The following is a 15,748-nucleotide window of genomic DNA, read 5'->3' as shown; positions in this document are numbered from 1 at the left end:
TCGATCAACGCCGGTGCCCGGAAAACGCTATCGCCATTGAACGCACCGCCCCACGCTGTGTGGGTGGCCGATTACGCAAAGCACTAGATCTGGTGTTTCGGCCACCCCCCAGTCATGATGACCTCATCCCCCGATGCGGAAGCAGGCACGACATGACTTGGGCGCGTCCCGCGATCGCCGAGCCGGAAACCGGCACGTTCGCCGAGGCAAAGGCTCTGGAAAAGGAGCACAGCACGATTCAGAACAGCAAGGCGGCACGCACCGTGGCCTGTCACGCCACGGACGCGCTGGACTGCGCTGATCTGCTGGAGATGCTGGGCCTCAGCGCTGAGGAGGGCAAGGCCCGGGTGTAGCCCCGGGACTGGATCCACCACTCGGCGACCAGCAGGTTCACCACGAACGACAGCCAGTTCGCGGTGGCGAAGACGACCAGCCCGTTCCCCTCGGGCAGCAGCGAGCCGAGCAGCAGGCCCCACAACCGGCCGGTCACGGCGGCACCGGTCAACGCGAAACCGCGGATCATCCAGATGCGGTGTTCGCCGAACCGGCGCCGCCTGGCCGTCCGCAGGCCGTGCACCGCGCTCACGAACCACAGCACGGACAGGACCGTCAGCGGCGCCGATGCGGCCAGACCGTTCAGTGACAACTGAGCGCACACGATGCCGAGCAACGACGACGGCAGCACGCCGGCGAAGTACACGCGGCCGAGCACCCGGTGCACCCGCGGATGCCGGGCGCGCAGGCGCGGCCAGAACTGCGAGACACCCGCCAGGATCGCGGCCGTTCCGGTGAAGATGTGCGCCACCAGAAGGCCGTAGTGCACCGGCCCGTGCAGATCCGGCCGGGCCTGGCTCATGTCCAGGGTCACGTAGGCGCTCGCCGCGAAGATCGCTATCGCGACGCAGACCACTCCGGACACCGCCAACCAGGCTACGTACCCCCAAGAAGTTTTCATGCCCATAAGGCTGGCAACGACTTCACCCGAACGCTCTGGTGTGCGCCCCCGAGCAAGCGGTGGGGTTCGCCCTACTGGGATGATGTGGCGCATGCGGACGGTCGAGATCTCCGAAGAGCCGATCAGGCTAGGGCAGTTCCTCAAGTTGGCTGCGCTGGCGGAGGACGGCGGGCACGCCAAAGAGCTGATCGAGGACGGGGAAGTCCACGTCAACGGCGCTGTGGAGGTGCGCCGCGGCGCCCAGCTCCGAAACGGTGACATCGTGGTCGTCGAAGGCGACGAGGTCCGCGTTTCCGTTCGGTCGTAGGACATTACTCCGTTCAGCGGTAAGTACATGCACAAACGCAGACGACAGGACTAGGGTCTGAAGACCTGATCTGAACGAATCGCCCACCGCGCACGTAACCACTATGTCCCTTGTGGACATGTGGAATCGTCTTGCGGGGCCGTGGTTTCCAGACGGTGAGACGTGGGTCACGTCCGATATTCGGGCAACGGAAAAAGTTTTTCCCGGAGCCTGTAACGCGGATGCCGGACCGGGCGAATCACCGGTTGCGAGCTTCGGGTGTGGCGCCTGTGCAGGGCGTGACCGGAGGTCGAAGATTCAAGGTCTTCGGGGTGACCTGCGCACGTGCATGTCCGGAATCGCCGCTGAGCCGGGGAGATCAGAAACGATGAGTGAGCAGGTCCGCGCTGCCCGTGACGTCGACGGGCTGCGCTCCACGCTCAATCCGCTGTCCGAACACAGACAGACGCACCCACCTGTCGCCCGTTGGGAAAGCCGCTACCGCTACGCCGTGATCACCGCCGATGTGCTGACCGTTGCCCTGGTCGTCGTCGGAGTCGGTGCCGTCATGAGCGTCCGCCACGCCGCCTTCGGCCCGCTTTCCCTTGCCCTGCTGGACATACTCACAGTAGTCGTCGTGGTCGGCTCGCTCGCGATCAACCGCGTGTGGACGCCGACCGTCCTCGGTCAGGGTGCCGAGGAGTTCCGAAGACTCGGCCGGGGTTTGTTCGGTGCCGTCGTGGCGCTCGGTCTCGGAGCGCTCGCCGTCGACATCCCCGGCGCCCGCCTGTGGGTCTTCGTCGTTGTCCCCGCGATCGCCCTGGTCGCCTTCCCCATGCGCTACCTGCTGCGCCGCCCGTTGCACCGCGGCCGCAAAGAGGGGCGCTACCTGCTCTCCGTCCTCGCCGCCGGCAACCTGGACACGGTCGAGGACCTCATCCACCGCACCAAGCGCGTCGCGCACCTGGGCTGGCGCGTGGACGCCATTTGCACCATCGACGGCCGCGGCCGCTCCGGCACCGACGTCGACGGCGTGCCCGTCGTCGGCCAGCTGCGCGAGCTCGCCGATCACGTCCGCCGCGGTGGTTACCGCATCGTCGCCGTGACACCCGACGCGTACTGGACGCCCCGCCGGCTGCAGCAGCTCGCCTGGGCGCTCGAGGGTTCCGGCGCGGAAATGGTCGTCTCGCCCGGTCTGATGGAGGTCGCGGGCCCGCGCCTGCACATGAGCGCCGTGCTCGGCATGCCGCTGCTGCGCGTGAGCGAACCGGCACTGAGCGGCTTCCGCCGTCTGGTCAAGGACGTCGTCGACCGCGTCGGCGCGTTCCTGCTGCTGATCCTGCTGGCGCCGCTGATGTTCGCGGTCGCGGCCTTCGTGATGATCGACAGTCGTGGTCCCGTCTTCTACCGCCAGAAGCGGGTCGGCAAGGGCGGGCAGCCCTTCACGATCATCAAGTTCCGCACCATGGTCACCAACGCGGACGCGTTGCGCACCCGGCTGGCCGCCGCCAACGAGGGGCACGGCCTGCTGTTCAAGATGAAGAAGGACCCGCGCATCACCAAGGTCGGCTCCTTCCTGCGCCGGTACTCGATCGACGAGCTGCCGCAGCTGTTCAACGTCCTGACGGGCACCATGTCGCTGGTCGGCCCGCGCCCGCCGCTGCCGGAGGAGACCGCGAAGTACTCCTCCGACGTGCGGCGCCGCCTGCTCGTCAAGCCGGGTCTGACCGGGTTGTGGCAGGTCAGCGGACGCAGCGACCTGTCGTGGGAGGAGTCGGTGAGGCTCGACCTGCGCTACGTCGAGGACTGGTCGCTCGCCCTCGACGCCGTGATCCTGTGGAAGACGTTCCGCGCCGTGTTCGGCGGCCACGGGGCCTACTGATGAGGAATGAAGACTTGATCGGCATCGCCGTCATCGGCGCCGGGTACTGGGGGCCGAACCTGGTCCGCAACGCCCAGGCCACCCCGCAGCTCAGACTCCGCCACCTGTGCGACCTCGACGTCGGCAAGGCGCAGCGCGTGCTCGGCGAGTACTCGACCGTGCGAGCCACCTCGTCGCTGGACGAGGTGCTCGCCGACCCCGAGGTCCAGGCGGTCGCGATCGCCACGCCCGCGGCCACCCACCTGCCCGTCGCACTGGCGGCGCTGGAGGCCGGCAAGCACGTCCTGGTCGAGAAGCCGCTCGCGGCGAACCTGGAGGACGGGCTCAAGCTGGTCGAGGCCGCGGAGTCCCGCGGCCTCACGCTGATGCTGGACCACACGTTCGCCTACACCTCGGCCGTGCAGCACCTGCGTCGGATGATCCGCGGCGGCGAGCTCGGCGAGATCCAGTACATCGACTCGGTGCGCATCAACCTCGGTCTGGTGCAGCCGGACGTGGACGTGCTGTGGGACCTCGCCCCGCACGACCTGTCGATCTTCGAGGCGATCCTGCCCGACGACGTCCGTCCGGTGGAGGTCGCGGCACACGGCGCGGACCCGATCGGCGCGGGCGTCGCGTGCGTCGGCCATCTGACCGTCCGGCTGTCCAACGGGGCGATCACGCACGTGCACGTGAACTGGCTGTCGCCGACGAAGATCCGCACGATGGTCATCGGCGGCTCCCAGCGCACGGTCGTCTGGGACGACAACAACCCGGCGCAGCGACTGTCCATCTACGACCGTGGCGTCGACCGTTCCGAGGAGCAGCAGAAGATCTCCTACCGCACCGGCGACATGGTGGCGCCGGCGCTGGTGGAACGCGAGGCGTTGCGCACGATGATGGCCGAGTTCGCCGCGTCCATCACCGAGAAGCGTCCACCGCTGACGGACGGTCGCGCGGGTCTGCGCGTGCTGGCCGTGCTGGAGGCGGCGTCGGAGTCGCTGCGCTCCGGCGGGGTTTTCGTTCCCGTTCACCAAGTCGAAGGCAGGGTTTCGTAAATGACGGCACAACCGATCAGCGGCCAGCGGGCGCTCGTCACGGGCGGCGCGGGCACAATCGGGTCGTCCGTGGTGGATCAGCTCGTCGAGGCCGGTGCCGCCGAGGTCGTCGTGCTCGACAACTTCGTGCGCGGCCGCCGGGAGAACCTCAAGGGCGCGCTGGAGTCCGGCGTCGTGAAGATCGTCGAAGGCGACATCAACGACAAGGCGCTCGTCCGCGAGCTCACCGAGGGCCAGGACCTCGTCTTCCACCTCGCCGCCATCCGCATCACCCAGTGCGCCGAACAACCGCGGCTCGCGCTGGAGTGCCTGGTCGACGGCACGTTCACGGTCATCGAGGCCGCCGCGGCCGCCGGCGTGAAGAAGGTCATCGCGTCGTCGTCCGCGTCGGTGTACGGGCTCGCGGAGTCGTTCCCGACCACCGAGCGGCACCACCCGTACAACAACGACACCTTCTACGGCGCCGCGAAGGCGTTCAACGAGGGCATGCTGCGCAGCTTCAAGGCCATGTACGGCCTCGACTACGTGGCGCTGCGCTACTTCAACGTGTACGGCCCGCGGATGGACGTCCACGGTCTGTACACGGAGGTGCTCATCCGCTGGATGGAACGCATCGCCGACGGCAAGTCGCCGCTGATCTTCGGTGACGGGGCGCAGACGATGGACTTCGTGCACGTGCACGACATCGCCCGCGCGAACATCCTCGCCGCCAAGGCGCCGGTGACGGACGCGGTGTACAACATCGCGTCCTCGAAGGAGACCTCGCTCAAGGAGCTCGCCCTCGCGCTCCTCGCCGCGATGGACTCCGACCTGCCGCTGGAACACGGCCCCGAGCGCAAGGTGAACGGCGTCACCCGCCGGCTCGCCGACATCAGCGCCGCGGCCACCGACCTCGGCTGGAAGCCCGAGATCGAGATGGACGGCGGCCTGCGCGACCTGGTCGCGTGGTGGCGGGCCGAGAAGACGAGCTGACGGTGAAGACGGCCTGACTGTCCGAAATCAGGCCGTCTCATCTGGTCGCACTGGTTTAACTCTGAGTTACCTGACAACGGAAACCCTTGGGCCCGTTGAACTTTTGGCCTAATCGAGACCCCAAAACCTGTAACGAGGTGTGGTCGCGCCTCGACGTCCCATGTGGAATGTCGTCGGCGCGCCCCGCTTCAGGGGAGATGCAGCGCGCGTAGCTCGGACGACGACCACAAGCTGGGGTCGCAGGAGCGGCGCGAGAGGAAGAAGACGACACATGACCGCCCCAAGGGGTTCGAGAGCCAGATCCCACCCGTTTCTGGCGCGAGCACTGGCGCTGATCGGATTGCTGGCCGGGACACTGGTCCCGGCCGTTGTGTTCGGGCCCGTCGCGGCAGCGGCCCCGTGTGACGCACCGGTGACCAACCCGGTGCTCTGCGAGAACTCCAAACCGGGTGACACCAACTGGGACGCGACCGGTGGCGGCGACCCGAGCATCGAGGGCTTCGCCACCCAGATGTCGGTGAACCTCGGCCAGACCATCAAGTTCAAGGTCAAGACCTCGGCCCCGTACCGGATCGACATCCTGCGCCTGGGCTACTACGGCGGTGCCGGCGCGCGCAAGGTCGACTCGATCACGCCGACGCCCCGCGTGCAGCCGAACACCTGCAACAACGACCCCAACACCGGGTTGATCGACTGCGGCAACTGGCTGGAGTCCGCGTCCTGGACCGTGCCGACGAGCCTGGTCTCCGGCGTGTACGTCGCGAACCTGCAGCGGCTCGACCAGGACGTCAACAACCACATCGTGTTCGTGGTGCGCGACGACTCCCGCAGCTCGAAGATGGTGTACCAGACCTCCGACACCACGTGGCAGGCCTACAACACGTGGGGTGGCAACAGCTTCTACGGCGGCCAGCCCGCCTCGCGCGCCTACAAGCTGAGCTACAACCGTCCGTTCTCCACCCGCACCGACGTGCCGGACGGCCGTGACTTCGTCTTCGGCTCCGAGTACCCGATGATCCGGTTCCTGGAGCGCAACGGCTACGACGTCAGCTACATCTCCGGCATCGACTCCGACCGCTCGGGTTCGTTGCTGCTCAACCACAAGGTCTTCCTCTCGGTCGGGCACGACGAGTACTGGTCGTCGCAGCAGCGCGCCAACGTCGAGGCCGCCCGCGACGCCGGCGTGAACCTCGCGTTCTTCTCCGGCAACGAGGTCTTCTGGAAGACCCGCTGGGAGAACAGCATCGACGGCACCAACACCCCGTACCGGACGTTGGTGACGTACAAGGAGACCCACGCGAACGCCAAGATCGACCCGAACCCGGCGTGGACCGGCACGTGGCGCGACCCGCGCTTCAGCCCGCCCGCCGACGGCGGCCGGCCGGAGAACTCGCTGACCGGTCAGCTGTGGACGGTCAACTGCTGCAGCTACGCGATCCAGGTGCCCGCCGAGGACGGCAAGATGCGCTTCTGGCGCAACACGTCCGTGGCGAACCAGTCCGCCGGTCAGGTCGCGACGCTCGCCCCCAGCAGCCTCGGCTACGAGTGGGACGAGGACGTCGACAACGGGTTCCGCCCGAACAACATGATCAGGCTGTCCAAGACCACCCAGACGGTCGCCGCCAAGATCCAGGACTACGGCACGAACGTCGCGTCCGGCGACGCCACGCACCGCATGACGCTGTACAAGGCGCCCAGTGGCGCGATCGTGTTCGGTGCCGGCACCGTGCAGTGGTCGTGGGGTCTGGACGACCAGCACGACGGTGAGGCGGTCAGCACCGACGCCCGCATGCAGCAGGCGACCGTGAACCTGTTCGGGGACATGGGAGTCCAGCCGGGCAGCCTGATGGCCGGGCTCGTCACCGCGGGTCTGTCGACCGATGGCACCGCGCCGAACACGACGATCACCTCGCCCACCGCGGGCAGCACCGTCCACAGTGGAGACACGATCACCGTCACCGGCACGGCGTCCGACGTCGGCGGCCGCGTCGGCGGCGTCGAGGTCTCGCTCGACGGCGGCACCACGTGGCACGTCGCGGACGGCAGGGAGAGCTGGACCTACACCGGTTCCATCCCGCGCACCGGATCGCTGAACATCCAGGCGCGGGCGACCGACGACAGCCTCAACACCGACGCCAGCCCGGCGACGGTCGGGGTGAACAGCACCTGCCCGTGCACGATCTTCCCGGACCTGTCCACACCGAAGACCGTGTCCAACAACGACGCCAACGCGATCAACGTCGGCACCCGCTTCACCACCGACGCGCACGGCTGGGTCACCGCGGTCCGCTTCTACAAGGGCACGGGCAACACCGGTTCGCACACCGGTGGCCTGTGGTCGTCGAGCGGTCAGCTGCTGGCGCAGGCCACGTTCCTCAACGAGACCGCGAGCGGCTGGCAGATGGCCACGCTCAACCCCGCGGTCGAGGTGCAGGCGAACACCCAGTACGTGGTGTCGTACAACGCGCCGAGCGGGCACTACTCGTCCGATTCGGACTTCTTCCGCAACAAGTCCTTCGACGCCGCTCCGCTGCACGCGCCGGCGACGACGGACAGCGCCCCGAACGGCATGTTCGGCTACGGGTCGTTCGCGTTCCCGACGAACACCTACCAGGGCGGCAACTACTGGGTCGACGCGGTCTTCGACACGGTCGCGCCGCCGGACACCCTGGCGCCCACCGCGACCCCGCAGTCGCCGCTGAACGGCAGCTCCAGCGTCTCCCCGCAGGCGACGCCGAGCGTGCAGTTCAACGAGGCCGTGCAGGCCGCGACGATCAACTTCACGCTGAAGAACGCCGCGAGCCAGGCGGTCAGCGGCAGCGTGGCCTACGACGCCGCCAACAAGATCGCGACGTTCACCCCGACCAGCGCGCTGGCCGGGAACACCACCTACACCGCCTCGGTGACGGGCGCCAAGGACACCGCCGGCAACACCATGTCCGGCACCACGTCCTGGAGCTTCACCACGCAGAAGCCGGCCACCCCCGGTGTCTGCCCGTGCAGCGTGTGGGACGAGAGCGCGGCGCCGCAGACCGTCACGGTCAACGACGCCACCGCGGTCGAGCTCGGCATGCGGTTCCGCTCCGACGTGAGCGGCAACGTGACCGGCGTCCGCTTCTACAAGGGACCGCAGAACGTCGGCGCGCACACCGGCCGGCTCTGGTCGAACACCGGCACGCTGCTCGCGACCGTCACGTTCGGCACCGAGTCCACCGCGGGCTGGCAGCAGGCGCTGTTCAGCACCCCGGTGCACATCAACGCCAACACGACGTACGTGGTCTCGTACCAGACCTCGGGCTTCTACTCGGCCACGAACGGCGGCCTGAACGCCCAGGTGGCGAACGCGCCGCTGCGCGCGCTCGCCAACGGCACGGACGGTGCGTCCGGCGTGTACCGCTACGGCACGGGCGGTGTGTTCCCGACCAACGGCGGTGGCAACAACTACTGGGTCGACGCGGTGTTCCAGCCGGATCCCGACCTGACCCCGCCGACGGTCACGTCCACGTACCCCGGCTACGACTCGCGCAGCGTCCCGACCACCAGCCAGGTGACCGCGACGTTCAGCGAGGCGATCAACCCGGCCACCGTGCAGTGGACGTTCTCCGGCGGCACGGCCGTCACGGGAACGGCGTCCTACGACTCGACGACCCGCACGGCGAAGTTCCAGCCGTCGAGCCCGCTGAACGCGGCGAAGACCTACACGGTCACCGTGAAGGCTTCGGACACCGCCGGCAACGCGATGCCGCAGGCGAACAGCTGGTTCTTCACCACGTCCGGCATCGGCGCCTGCCCGTGCACGCTGTTCAACGACAGCGTGGTTCCGGTCAGCGCGTCGGTGAACGACACCAACGCGGTCGAGCTGGGCATGCGGATCACGCCGGACACCAACGGCTGGATCACCGGTGTCCGCTTCTACAAGGGCACGGGCAACACCGGCACGCACACCGGCAGCCTGTGGTCCACCACCGGCACGCGTCTCGCCACCGGCACGTTCACCAACGAGACGGCGACCGGCTGGCAGAAGCTGACCTTCGCCAACCCGGTGCAGGTCACGGCGAACACGACCTACATCGCGTCGTACTACGCGCCGAACGGGCGGTACGCGGGTGACGTCAACTACTTCACCGCTGACGTCGACAACGCGCCGCTGCACTCGCCGGCGAACGGGTCGTTGAAGAACGGTCTGTTCAAGTACGGCGCGGGTGGCGGGTTCCCGGTCGACTCGTACCAGGCCGGCAACTACTACGTGGACGCGATCTTCACCAACACCGCACCGCCGGACGTCACCGCGCCGACCGTCGTCTCGACGGTGCCCGCCAACGGCGTCACGAGCGTTCCGACCACCACGTCGGTGTCGGTGACGTTCGACGAGGCGATCGACCCGGCGACGCCGTCGGTGAACCTGGTGCCGGTCGGTGGCGCCGGTGCCTCGGTCGCGGGCAGCCCCGCCTACGACCCGGCCACCAGGACGTGGACGTACACGCCGGCTTCGCCGCTGGCCCCGGCCACGAAGTACCAGGCGACCGTCTCGGGTGCGAAGGACATCGCGGGCAACCAGATGTCCGGGTCGGTCAGCTGGACGTTCACCACGGCACTGCCCGACTCGAGCGGCTGCCCGTGCACCTTGTTCGCCGACTCGGCGACGCCGGTGGTGAACAACGCCGACGACAACGGCCAGGTCGAGCTCGGCGTCCGGTTCTCGGTGGACCAGCCGGGTGTGGTCACGGGTGTCCGGTTCTACAAGGGCACCGGCAACACCGGCACGCACGTCGGTCACCTGTGGACCTCGACCGGCACGCTGCTCGGCACGGTGACGTTCTCCAGCGAGAGCGCCGGCGGCTGGCAGCAGGCGAACTTCGCCACGCCGGTCTCGGTCGCCGCGAACACGCAGTACGTCGTCTCGTACTACGCGCCGAACGGGCACTACTCCGTGACGCGCGGCCAGTTCGAGTTCAACGGCGTGGACCGCGGTCCGATGCACGCGCCGAAGACGCAGGCGGGCGCCCCCAACGGAACGTACGTGTACGGCTCCGGCGGTGGCTTCCCGACCAGCGGCAACGACGCGAACTACTGGGTCGACGCGGTGTACTCGCCCTCCAGCGGCACGCCGTCGGCGGCCTCGGTGCGGCCGGTGTCGTTCGGCAGGACCGCCACGCAGGTGGCTCGGGCAGCGGGCGGCCGGATGCTCGCCGTCTGGTAAGCGGAACGGAGGATGAGGTAGGTCGTGACTCCTTTGCTGGTCATGATGTCGGGCAAGCCGTGGGACGGAGTTCGTGGCGCTGACCGGCAGCAGGCAGAACAACTGACCAGGTACGCCGATGTGCTGTGGGTGGATCCGCCGATCTCGCCGGTGACACCCGCCCGGTACCGGCCAGGTGTCGGCAGAGGAGTCCGGCCTCGCCTCGGGGTCACCCCCGAGGGCATCACCCGCCTCACCCCCGTCGCGTTGCCGGGGCTGTCCCGCCCCGGCATCCGCGCCACGACGTGGCCGCTGGTGCGCGCCCAGATCCGCTGGGCGTTGCGCCGGTTGAAGCGCTCACCGCACGCCGTCGTGTCGTTCTCGTTCGACGACGTGCTGGGCATGTGGGACGACTCGGTTCGCACGGTGCTCTACGGCACGGACGACTGGGTCGCCGGCGGTGAGCTGATGGGACTCGACCCCGGCTGGCTGCTGGGGGAGGAGCGCAGGGCTCTTCGCCAGGCGCAGCACGTGTTCGCGGTGACGCCGGAGCTGGTCCGCAGGTGGACCGGCCTCGGCGCCCCCGCCCAGTTCCTGCCCAACGGCGTGCACGTGGACGCTTACTCCACTGTGGACGCTGCTGAGGTACCCGCCGCGGTGTCCGGGCTGGACGGTCCGGTCGCCGGGCTCGTCGGCCGGATCACCGCGCGCATCGACATCTCGTTGCTGGAAGCCGTGGCGGACACCGGGATGTCGCTGCTGATGGTCGGGCCGCGCGATCCGGCGTGGGAGCCGGAACGCTGGTCCGCGCTCGTCGCCCGCCCGCGTGTCGTGCACGTGGACGAGGTGCCGTTCACCGAGCTTCCCGGTTACTACCGGAAGATCGACGTCGGGCTGACGCCGTACCACGACTCCTCCTTCAACCGGGCGTCGTTCCCGTTGAAGACGCTGGAGTACCTCGCGGCCGGTCGTCCCGCCGTCTCCACCGATCTGCCCGCCTCCCGCTGGCTCGCCGAACAGGCCGCCGGCATGGTCACCATCGCGGCGCCGGGGGAGTTCGCCGCCGCGGTGGCCCGGGCGGCAAGCGTTGAACGCACTGCTGCGGCTGTTGCGTCCCGGCAGCGGTTCGCTGCCGAACACTCGTGGCGTCGCCGCAGCGACGCGTTCGCGGAGGCCATCGGCCTCTCGGAGAGGGGAGCTTCCGTGTCCGTCGAGACCGCTCGTGGGGGAGACCGATGATCCCGGTGATGCGACCGCTCATGGGCGAGGAAGAGGCCCAGGCGGCTGCCGAGGCCGTGCGTTCCGGCTGGGTCGCGCAGGGGCCGCGGGTGCGGGCGTTCGAGGAGGCCTTCTCCTCGCGGGTCGGTGCCGGGCACGGTGTCGCCGTGTCGTCCTGCACGACGGCGCTGCACCTCGCACTGCACCTGCTGGACGTCGGTCCGGGCGACGAGGTCGTCGTGCCGTCGTTGTCGTTCATCGCGACCGCCAACGCCGTGCGGTACTGCGGTGCGACGCCGGTGTTCGCCGACGTCTCCGCGGAGACCGGGAACCTGACGGCCGAGACGGTGTCCGCTGTGGTCACGCCCAGGACGCGGGCCGTGGTGCTGGTGCACCAGGGCGGCGTGCCGGCCGACGTGAAGTCCTTCGAGGCCCTGGGCCTGCCGATCGTCGAGGACGCCGCCTGCGCGGCCGGGTCGACCTACCGCGGCGGGCCGGTGGGTGCCGGTGCGACGCTGGCCGCGTGGTCGTTCCACCCGCGCAAGCTGCTCACCACCGGTGAGGGCGGCATGCTGACGGTGGACGACGAGGCGCTGGCGATGCGGGCCCGCCGGTTGCGCGAGCACGGGATGAGCGTGAGCGCCGCCGACCGGCACGCCGGTGGTGGCGTGGTGCTGGAGGAGTACCTCGAAACGGCCTTCAACTACCGGATGACCGACATCCAGGCCGCCGTCGGCCTGGTGCAGCTGGGCCGGTTGGACGCGATCATCGCGCGCCGCCGCGAGCTCGCGGCCCGCTACCACTCGCTGCTCGCCCGGATCCCCGGCCTGCGCGCGGTGACCGACCCCGCCCACGGCACCACGAACTACCAGTCGTTCTGGGTCGAGCTGCCGCCGGACTGCCCGGTGGACCGCAACGAGGTGCTGAACCGGTTGGCGGCCAAGGGGATCTCGGCGCGGCGCGGGATCATGGCGTCGCACCTGGAGCCCGCCTACGCCGGTCACCCGCACGCGCCGCTGCCGGTGACCGAGCGGCTGACGTCGCGGACGCTCATCCTGCCGTTGTTCCACGAGCTGACCGAGTCCGAACAGGACCAGGTCGTCGACGCGCTGGAGCTCGCGTGTGATGCGCGATGACGCCGTTGCTGCTGATCGGCGCCGGCGGCCTCGCGCGTGAAGCGCTCGCCACGATCGCGGCGGTGAACTCGGTGCGGCCCGCGTTCCACGTGCTCGGGCTGCTCGACGACGCGGCCGGGAAGCACGGCAGCGTGGTGGACGGGTACGAGGTGCTCGGGCCGGTCGACCTCGCTCGTGAGCACGCCGACGCGCAGGTGCTGATCTGCACGGCGAGCCCGGCCGGGCGGGACAGCCGGATGCGGATCTCGCGGCGGCTCGGCTTCGACGACGCGCGGTACGCGACGCTGGTGCACCCGCAGGCCTCCGTCGCGGCCGGGGTCGAGCTGGGTGTCGGCACGATGGTGTTCGCCTGTGCCGTGATCACGGCGCCGCAGCAGGTCGGCCGGTTCGTGCTCGCGATGCCGCACGTGCTGCTGACGCACGACGACTCCGTGGCCGACGGGGTGACGCTGGCCGGTCGTGCCGCGCTGGCCGGTGGGGTGCGGGTCGGGGAGAGCGCGTACATCGGGTCCGGGGCGCTGGTGCGCGAAGGGCTGACGATCGGCGCGGGGGCGTTGGTGGGCATGGGAGCCGTGGTGCTCAAGGACGTGCCGGCCGGGGAGACCTGGGTCGGCTCGCCGGCGCGGCCGTTGGGGGTGGCGGTGTGAGGGAGCCCGGGTTCGTTTCCCGCCCCGGCCTCGCGCGGCCGGTGGTGAGGTGGGACGAGGTCGCTCGCCGCCCCGAGCCCGCGCGGCCGTGCGAGGTGACGGCATGAAGGTCCTCGTCTTCGCGCACCGCCTCGAACTCGGCGGCACCCAGACCAACGCGATCGAGCTGGCCGCCCGCATCCGCGACACCTACCACCACGACGTGGTCCTGTTCGCCGCCCCCGGCCCCGCGGTGGCGCTGGCCGAACAACGCGGCCTGCGCCTGATCGAGGCCCCCGACGCCACCCGGCACCCGTCGCTCAGGGTGGCGAGGGCGTTGCGCGCGGCGGTGAAGGCCGAGCAGCCCGACCTGATCCACGTGTGGGACTGGCCGCAGTGCTTCGACGCGTACTACGGGGAGCACCTTCTCCACGGGATCCCGTTGTTCACCACGATGATGGGCATGGTCGTGCCGGGCTTCCTGCCGCGGCACCTGCCCACCACGTTCGGCACCAGGCAGCTGGCCGAGGACGCCGCGCGGATCCGGTCCGGCGCGGTGGACCTGCTCGAACCGCCGGTGGACGTGGACTTCAACGCTCCCGGTGTGGTGGACCCGTCGCCGTTCCAGCAGAAGTACGGCCTGCTCGACGGCCGGACCAACCTGGTCACGGTGTCGCGGCTGACCGAGTGGCTCAAGCTGGAGAGCCTGCTGCGCAGCATCGAGGCCGTCGACCTGCTCGCCAAGGAACGGCCGGTCCGGCTGGTCATCGTCGGTGAGGGCACGGCGGCGGTGAAGGTCGCGGAGCGGGCGGAAGAGGTCAACGACCGGCACGGTGCCGACGTGATCGTGCTCACCGGCGGCCTGGTGGACCCGCGGCCCGCGTACGAGGCGGCGGACGTGATGCTCGGCATGGGCGGGTCGGCGTTGCGGACGCTGGCGTTCGCCAAGCCGATCGTGGTGCTGGGGGAGAAGGGCTTCTCGCTGCCGTTCACCCAGGAGACCGTCGGGTACTTCCGCCGGCACGGTTACTACGGCCTCGGCGAGGGCACCGAACCGGTCACGCTGCTGGCCGACCAGATCCGCCCGTTGCTCGACGACGCCGGACGTCGCGGCGAGCTCGGCGCGTTCGGGCGTGAGGTCGTCGTGGAGCACTACGGGCTCGACCCGGCCGCGCGTGTGCTCGAACGCCTCTACCAGCGGACCGTAGCGGAATCGACGTCCAGAGCGACGTCCGTGAGGGAAGGCGCGCGGACGGCGGCGATGCTGCTCGCCCGCGGACTGCCGGAGCCGGTGAAGAACGGCCTGCGCACTGTCAGGCGGAAGCTGTCGTGAACGAGAGGGCAATCCCTGTGAACATTCCGCTGGTCGATCTCGGCCTGCAGCGCGACCGGATCGCCGCCGAGGTCGAGGAGGGCTTCGCCAGGGTGCTCGCGAAGACCGCCTTCATCGGCGGCCCGGACGTCACGGCGTTCGAGGAGGAGTTCGCCGCGTTCACTTCAACCGCGTACTGCGTGGGCGTCGCGAACGGCACCGACGCCATCGAGCTGGCCCTGCGCGCCGCGGGCATCCGCGACGGCGACCAGGTGGCGTTGCCCGCCAACACCTTCGTCGCCACCGCCGAGGCCGCGGTCCGCGCGGGCGCCGTGCCGGTGCCGGTCGACGTCGACCCCGCGCACCTGCTGATCGACCCCGACGCGTTCGCCGAGATCGCACCGCGCTGCCGGGCGGTCCTGCCCGTGCACCTGTTCGGCCAGCTCGCGCCGATGGCCGCCATCCGCGAGGTCGCCGCGCGGCACGACGTGCTGGTCGTCGAGGACGCGGCGCAGTGCCAGGGCGCCACCCAGCACGGCACCGGCATGGGCGGCTTCGGCGTCGCCGCCGCCACGAGCTTCTACCCCGGCAAGAACCTCGGCGCGTTCGGTGACGCGGGCGCCGTCGTCACGCAGGACGAGGAGATCGCGCGCAAGCTGCGGCTGCTCGCCAACCACGGCAGCGACCGCAAGTACTCGCACCCCGAGCTGGGCTTCAACTCGCGCCTCGACACGCTGCAGGCCGTCGTGCTGCGCGCCAAGCTCAAGCAGCTCGACGCGTGGAACAAGGAACGCGCCGTCGCCGCCGACACCTACGCCGAGCTGCTCGCGGACGTGTCCGAGGTCCGGCTGCCCGGTGTCGCCGAGGGCAACGAGCACGTATGGCACCTCTACGTCGTGCGTGTGCGCAACCGCGACATGGTGTTGCAGCACCTCAACGACAACGGCGTGGGCGCGGGCATCCACTACCCGACGCCGGTGCACCGCACGGGCGCGTTCGCCAAGTACGGGCGGCCCGAGGGCTACCCGGTGGCCGAGCAGGCGGGCGAGGAGATCCTGTCGCTGCCGCTGTACCCGGGGATCACGCGGGCGCAGCAGGAGCGCGTGGCCGAGGTGCTCAAGGAGGCGGTGGTGGCTCATGCCTAG

General features: G+C 69.7%; 11 protein-coding genes. 10 read left to right on the top strand and 1 reads right to left on the bottom strand.

What is annotated here, in order from left to right; all coding sequences use genetic code 11:
• Positions 1-271: 271 nt before the first annotated feature.
• Positions 272-919, bottom strand: a complete 648-nt coding sequence (locus ACWEIJ_RS06550) for a DUF2306 domain-containing protein (RefSeq protein WP_449836147.1) — start codon at positions 917-919, stop codon at positions 272-274.
• A 127-nt stretch (positions 920-1,046) separates the two neighbouring features.
• Here ACWEIJ_RS06550 and ACWEIJ_RS06545 point away from each other — a divergent pair, with 127 nt between their 5' ends.
• From ACWEIJ_RS06545 to ACWEIJ_RS06500, 10 genes are all read left to right on the top strand, one after another.
• Positions 1,047-1,262 carry an RNA-binding S4 domain-containing protein gene (locus ACWEIJ_RS06545; protein ID WP_449836146.1) on the top strand — a complete coding sequence of 72 codons (216 nt, stop codon included), beginning with the start codon at positions 1,047-1,049 and terminating at the stop codon, positions 1,260-1,262.
• A 367-nt stretch (positions 1,263-1,629) separates the two neighbouring features.
• Positions 1,630-3,123, top strand: a complete 1,494-nt coding sequence (locus tag ACWEIJ_RS06540) for a sugar transferase (protein ID WP_449836145.1) — start codon at positions 1,630-1,632, stop codon at positions 3,121-3,123.
• Positions 3,123-4,160 carry a Gfo/Idh/MocA family protein gene (locus ACWEIJ_RS06535; protein WP_449836144.1) on the top strand — a complete coding sequence of 346 codons (1,038 nt, stop codon included), beginning with the start codon at positions 3,123-3,125 and terminating at the stop codon, positions 4,158-4,160. The genes ACWEIJ_RS06540 and ACWEIJ_RS06535 overlap by 1 nt, the downstream gene beginning before the upstream one ends.
• On the top strand, positions 4,161-5,132 hold the full coding sequence (locus ACWEIJ_RS06530; protein ID WP_449836143.1) for an NAD-dependent epimerase/dehydratase family protein: 972 nt from the start codon (positions 4,161-4,163) through the stop codon (positions 5,130-5,132). It begins immediately after the preceding gene.
• A 271-nt stretch (positions 5,133-5,403) separates the two neighbouring features.
• Positions 5,404-10,332 (top strand): DUF4082 domain-containing protein, encoded by a 4,929-nt coding sequence (locus ACWEIJ_RS06525; protein WP_449836142.1) that lies wholly within the window; start codon positions 5,404-5,406, stop codon positions 10,330-10,332.
• Positions 10,333-10,356: 24 nt separating this feature from the next.
• Positions 10,357-11,550 (top strand): glycosyltransferase, encoded by a 1,194-nt coding sequence (locus tag ACWEIJ_RS06520; RefSeq protein ID WP_449836141.1) that lies wholly within the window; start codon positions 10,357-10,359, stop codon positions 11,548-11,550.
• Positions 11,551-11,558: 8 nt separating this feature from the next.
• On the top strand, positions 11,559-12,665 hold the full coding sequence (locus tag ACWEIJ_RS06515; RefSeq protein ID WP_449836140.1) for a DegT/DnrJ/EryC1/StrS family aminotransferase: 1,107 nt from the start codon (positions 11,559-11,561) through the stop codon (positions 12,663-12,665).
• Positions 12,662-13,312 carry a NeuD/PglB/VioB family sugar acetyltransferase gene (locus ACWEIJ_RS06510; RefSeq protein WP_449836139.1) on the top strand — a complete coding sequence of 217 codons (651 nt, stop codon included), beginning with the start codon at positions 12,662-12,664 and terminating at the stop codon, positions 13,310-13,312. Before ACWEIJ_RS06515 ends, ACWEIJ_RS06510 begins: the two co-directional genes overlap by 4 nt.
• Before the next feature lie 103 nt (positions 13,313-13,415).
• Complete coding sequence (locus ACWEIJ_RS06505) at positions 13,416-14,624, top strand: glycosyltransferase family 4 protein (protein ID WP_449836138.1); 1,209 nt, start codon at positions 13,416-13,418, stop codon at positions 14,622-14,624.
• A gap of 17 nt (positions 14,625-14,641) precedes the next feature.
• Positions 14,642-15,748: a DegT/DnrJ/EryC1/StrS family aminotransferase gene (locus tag ACWEIJ_RS06500; RefSeq protein WP_449836137.1), complete on the top strand. Its 1,107-nt coding sequence runs from the start codon at positions 14,642-14,644 to the stop codon at positions 15,746-15,748.

The organism is Lentzea sp. NPDC004789, assembly GCF_053601075.1.
This window is presented reverse-complemented; position numbering and strand designations above follow the sequence as displayed.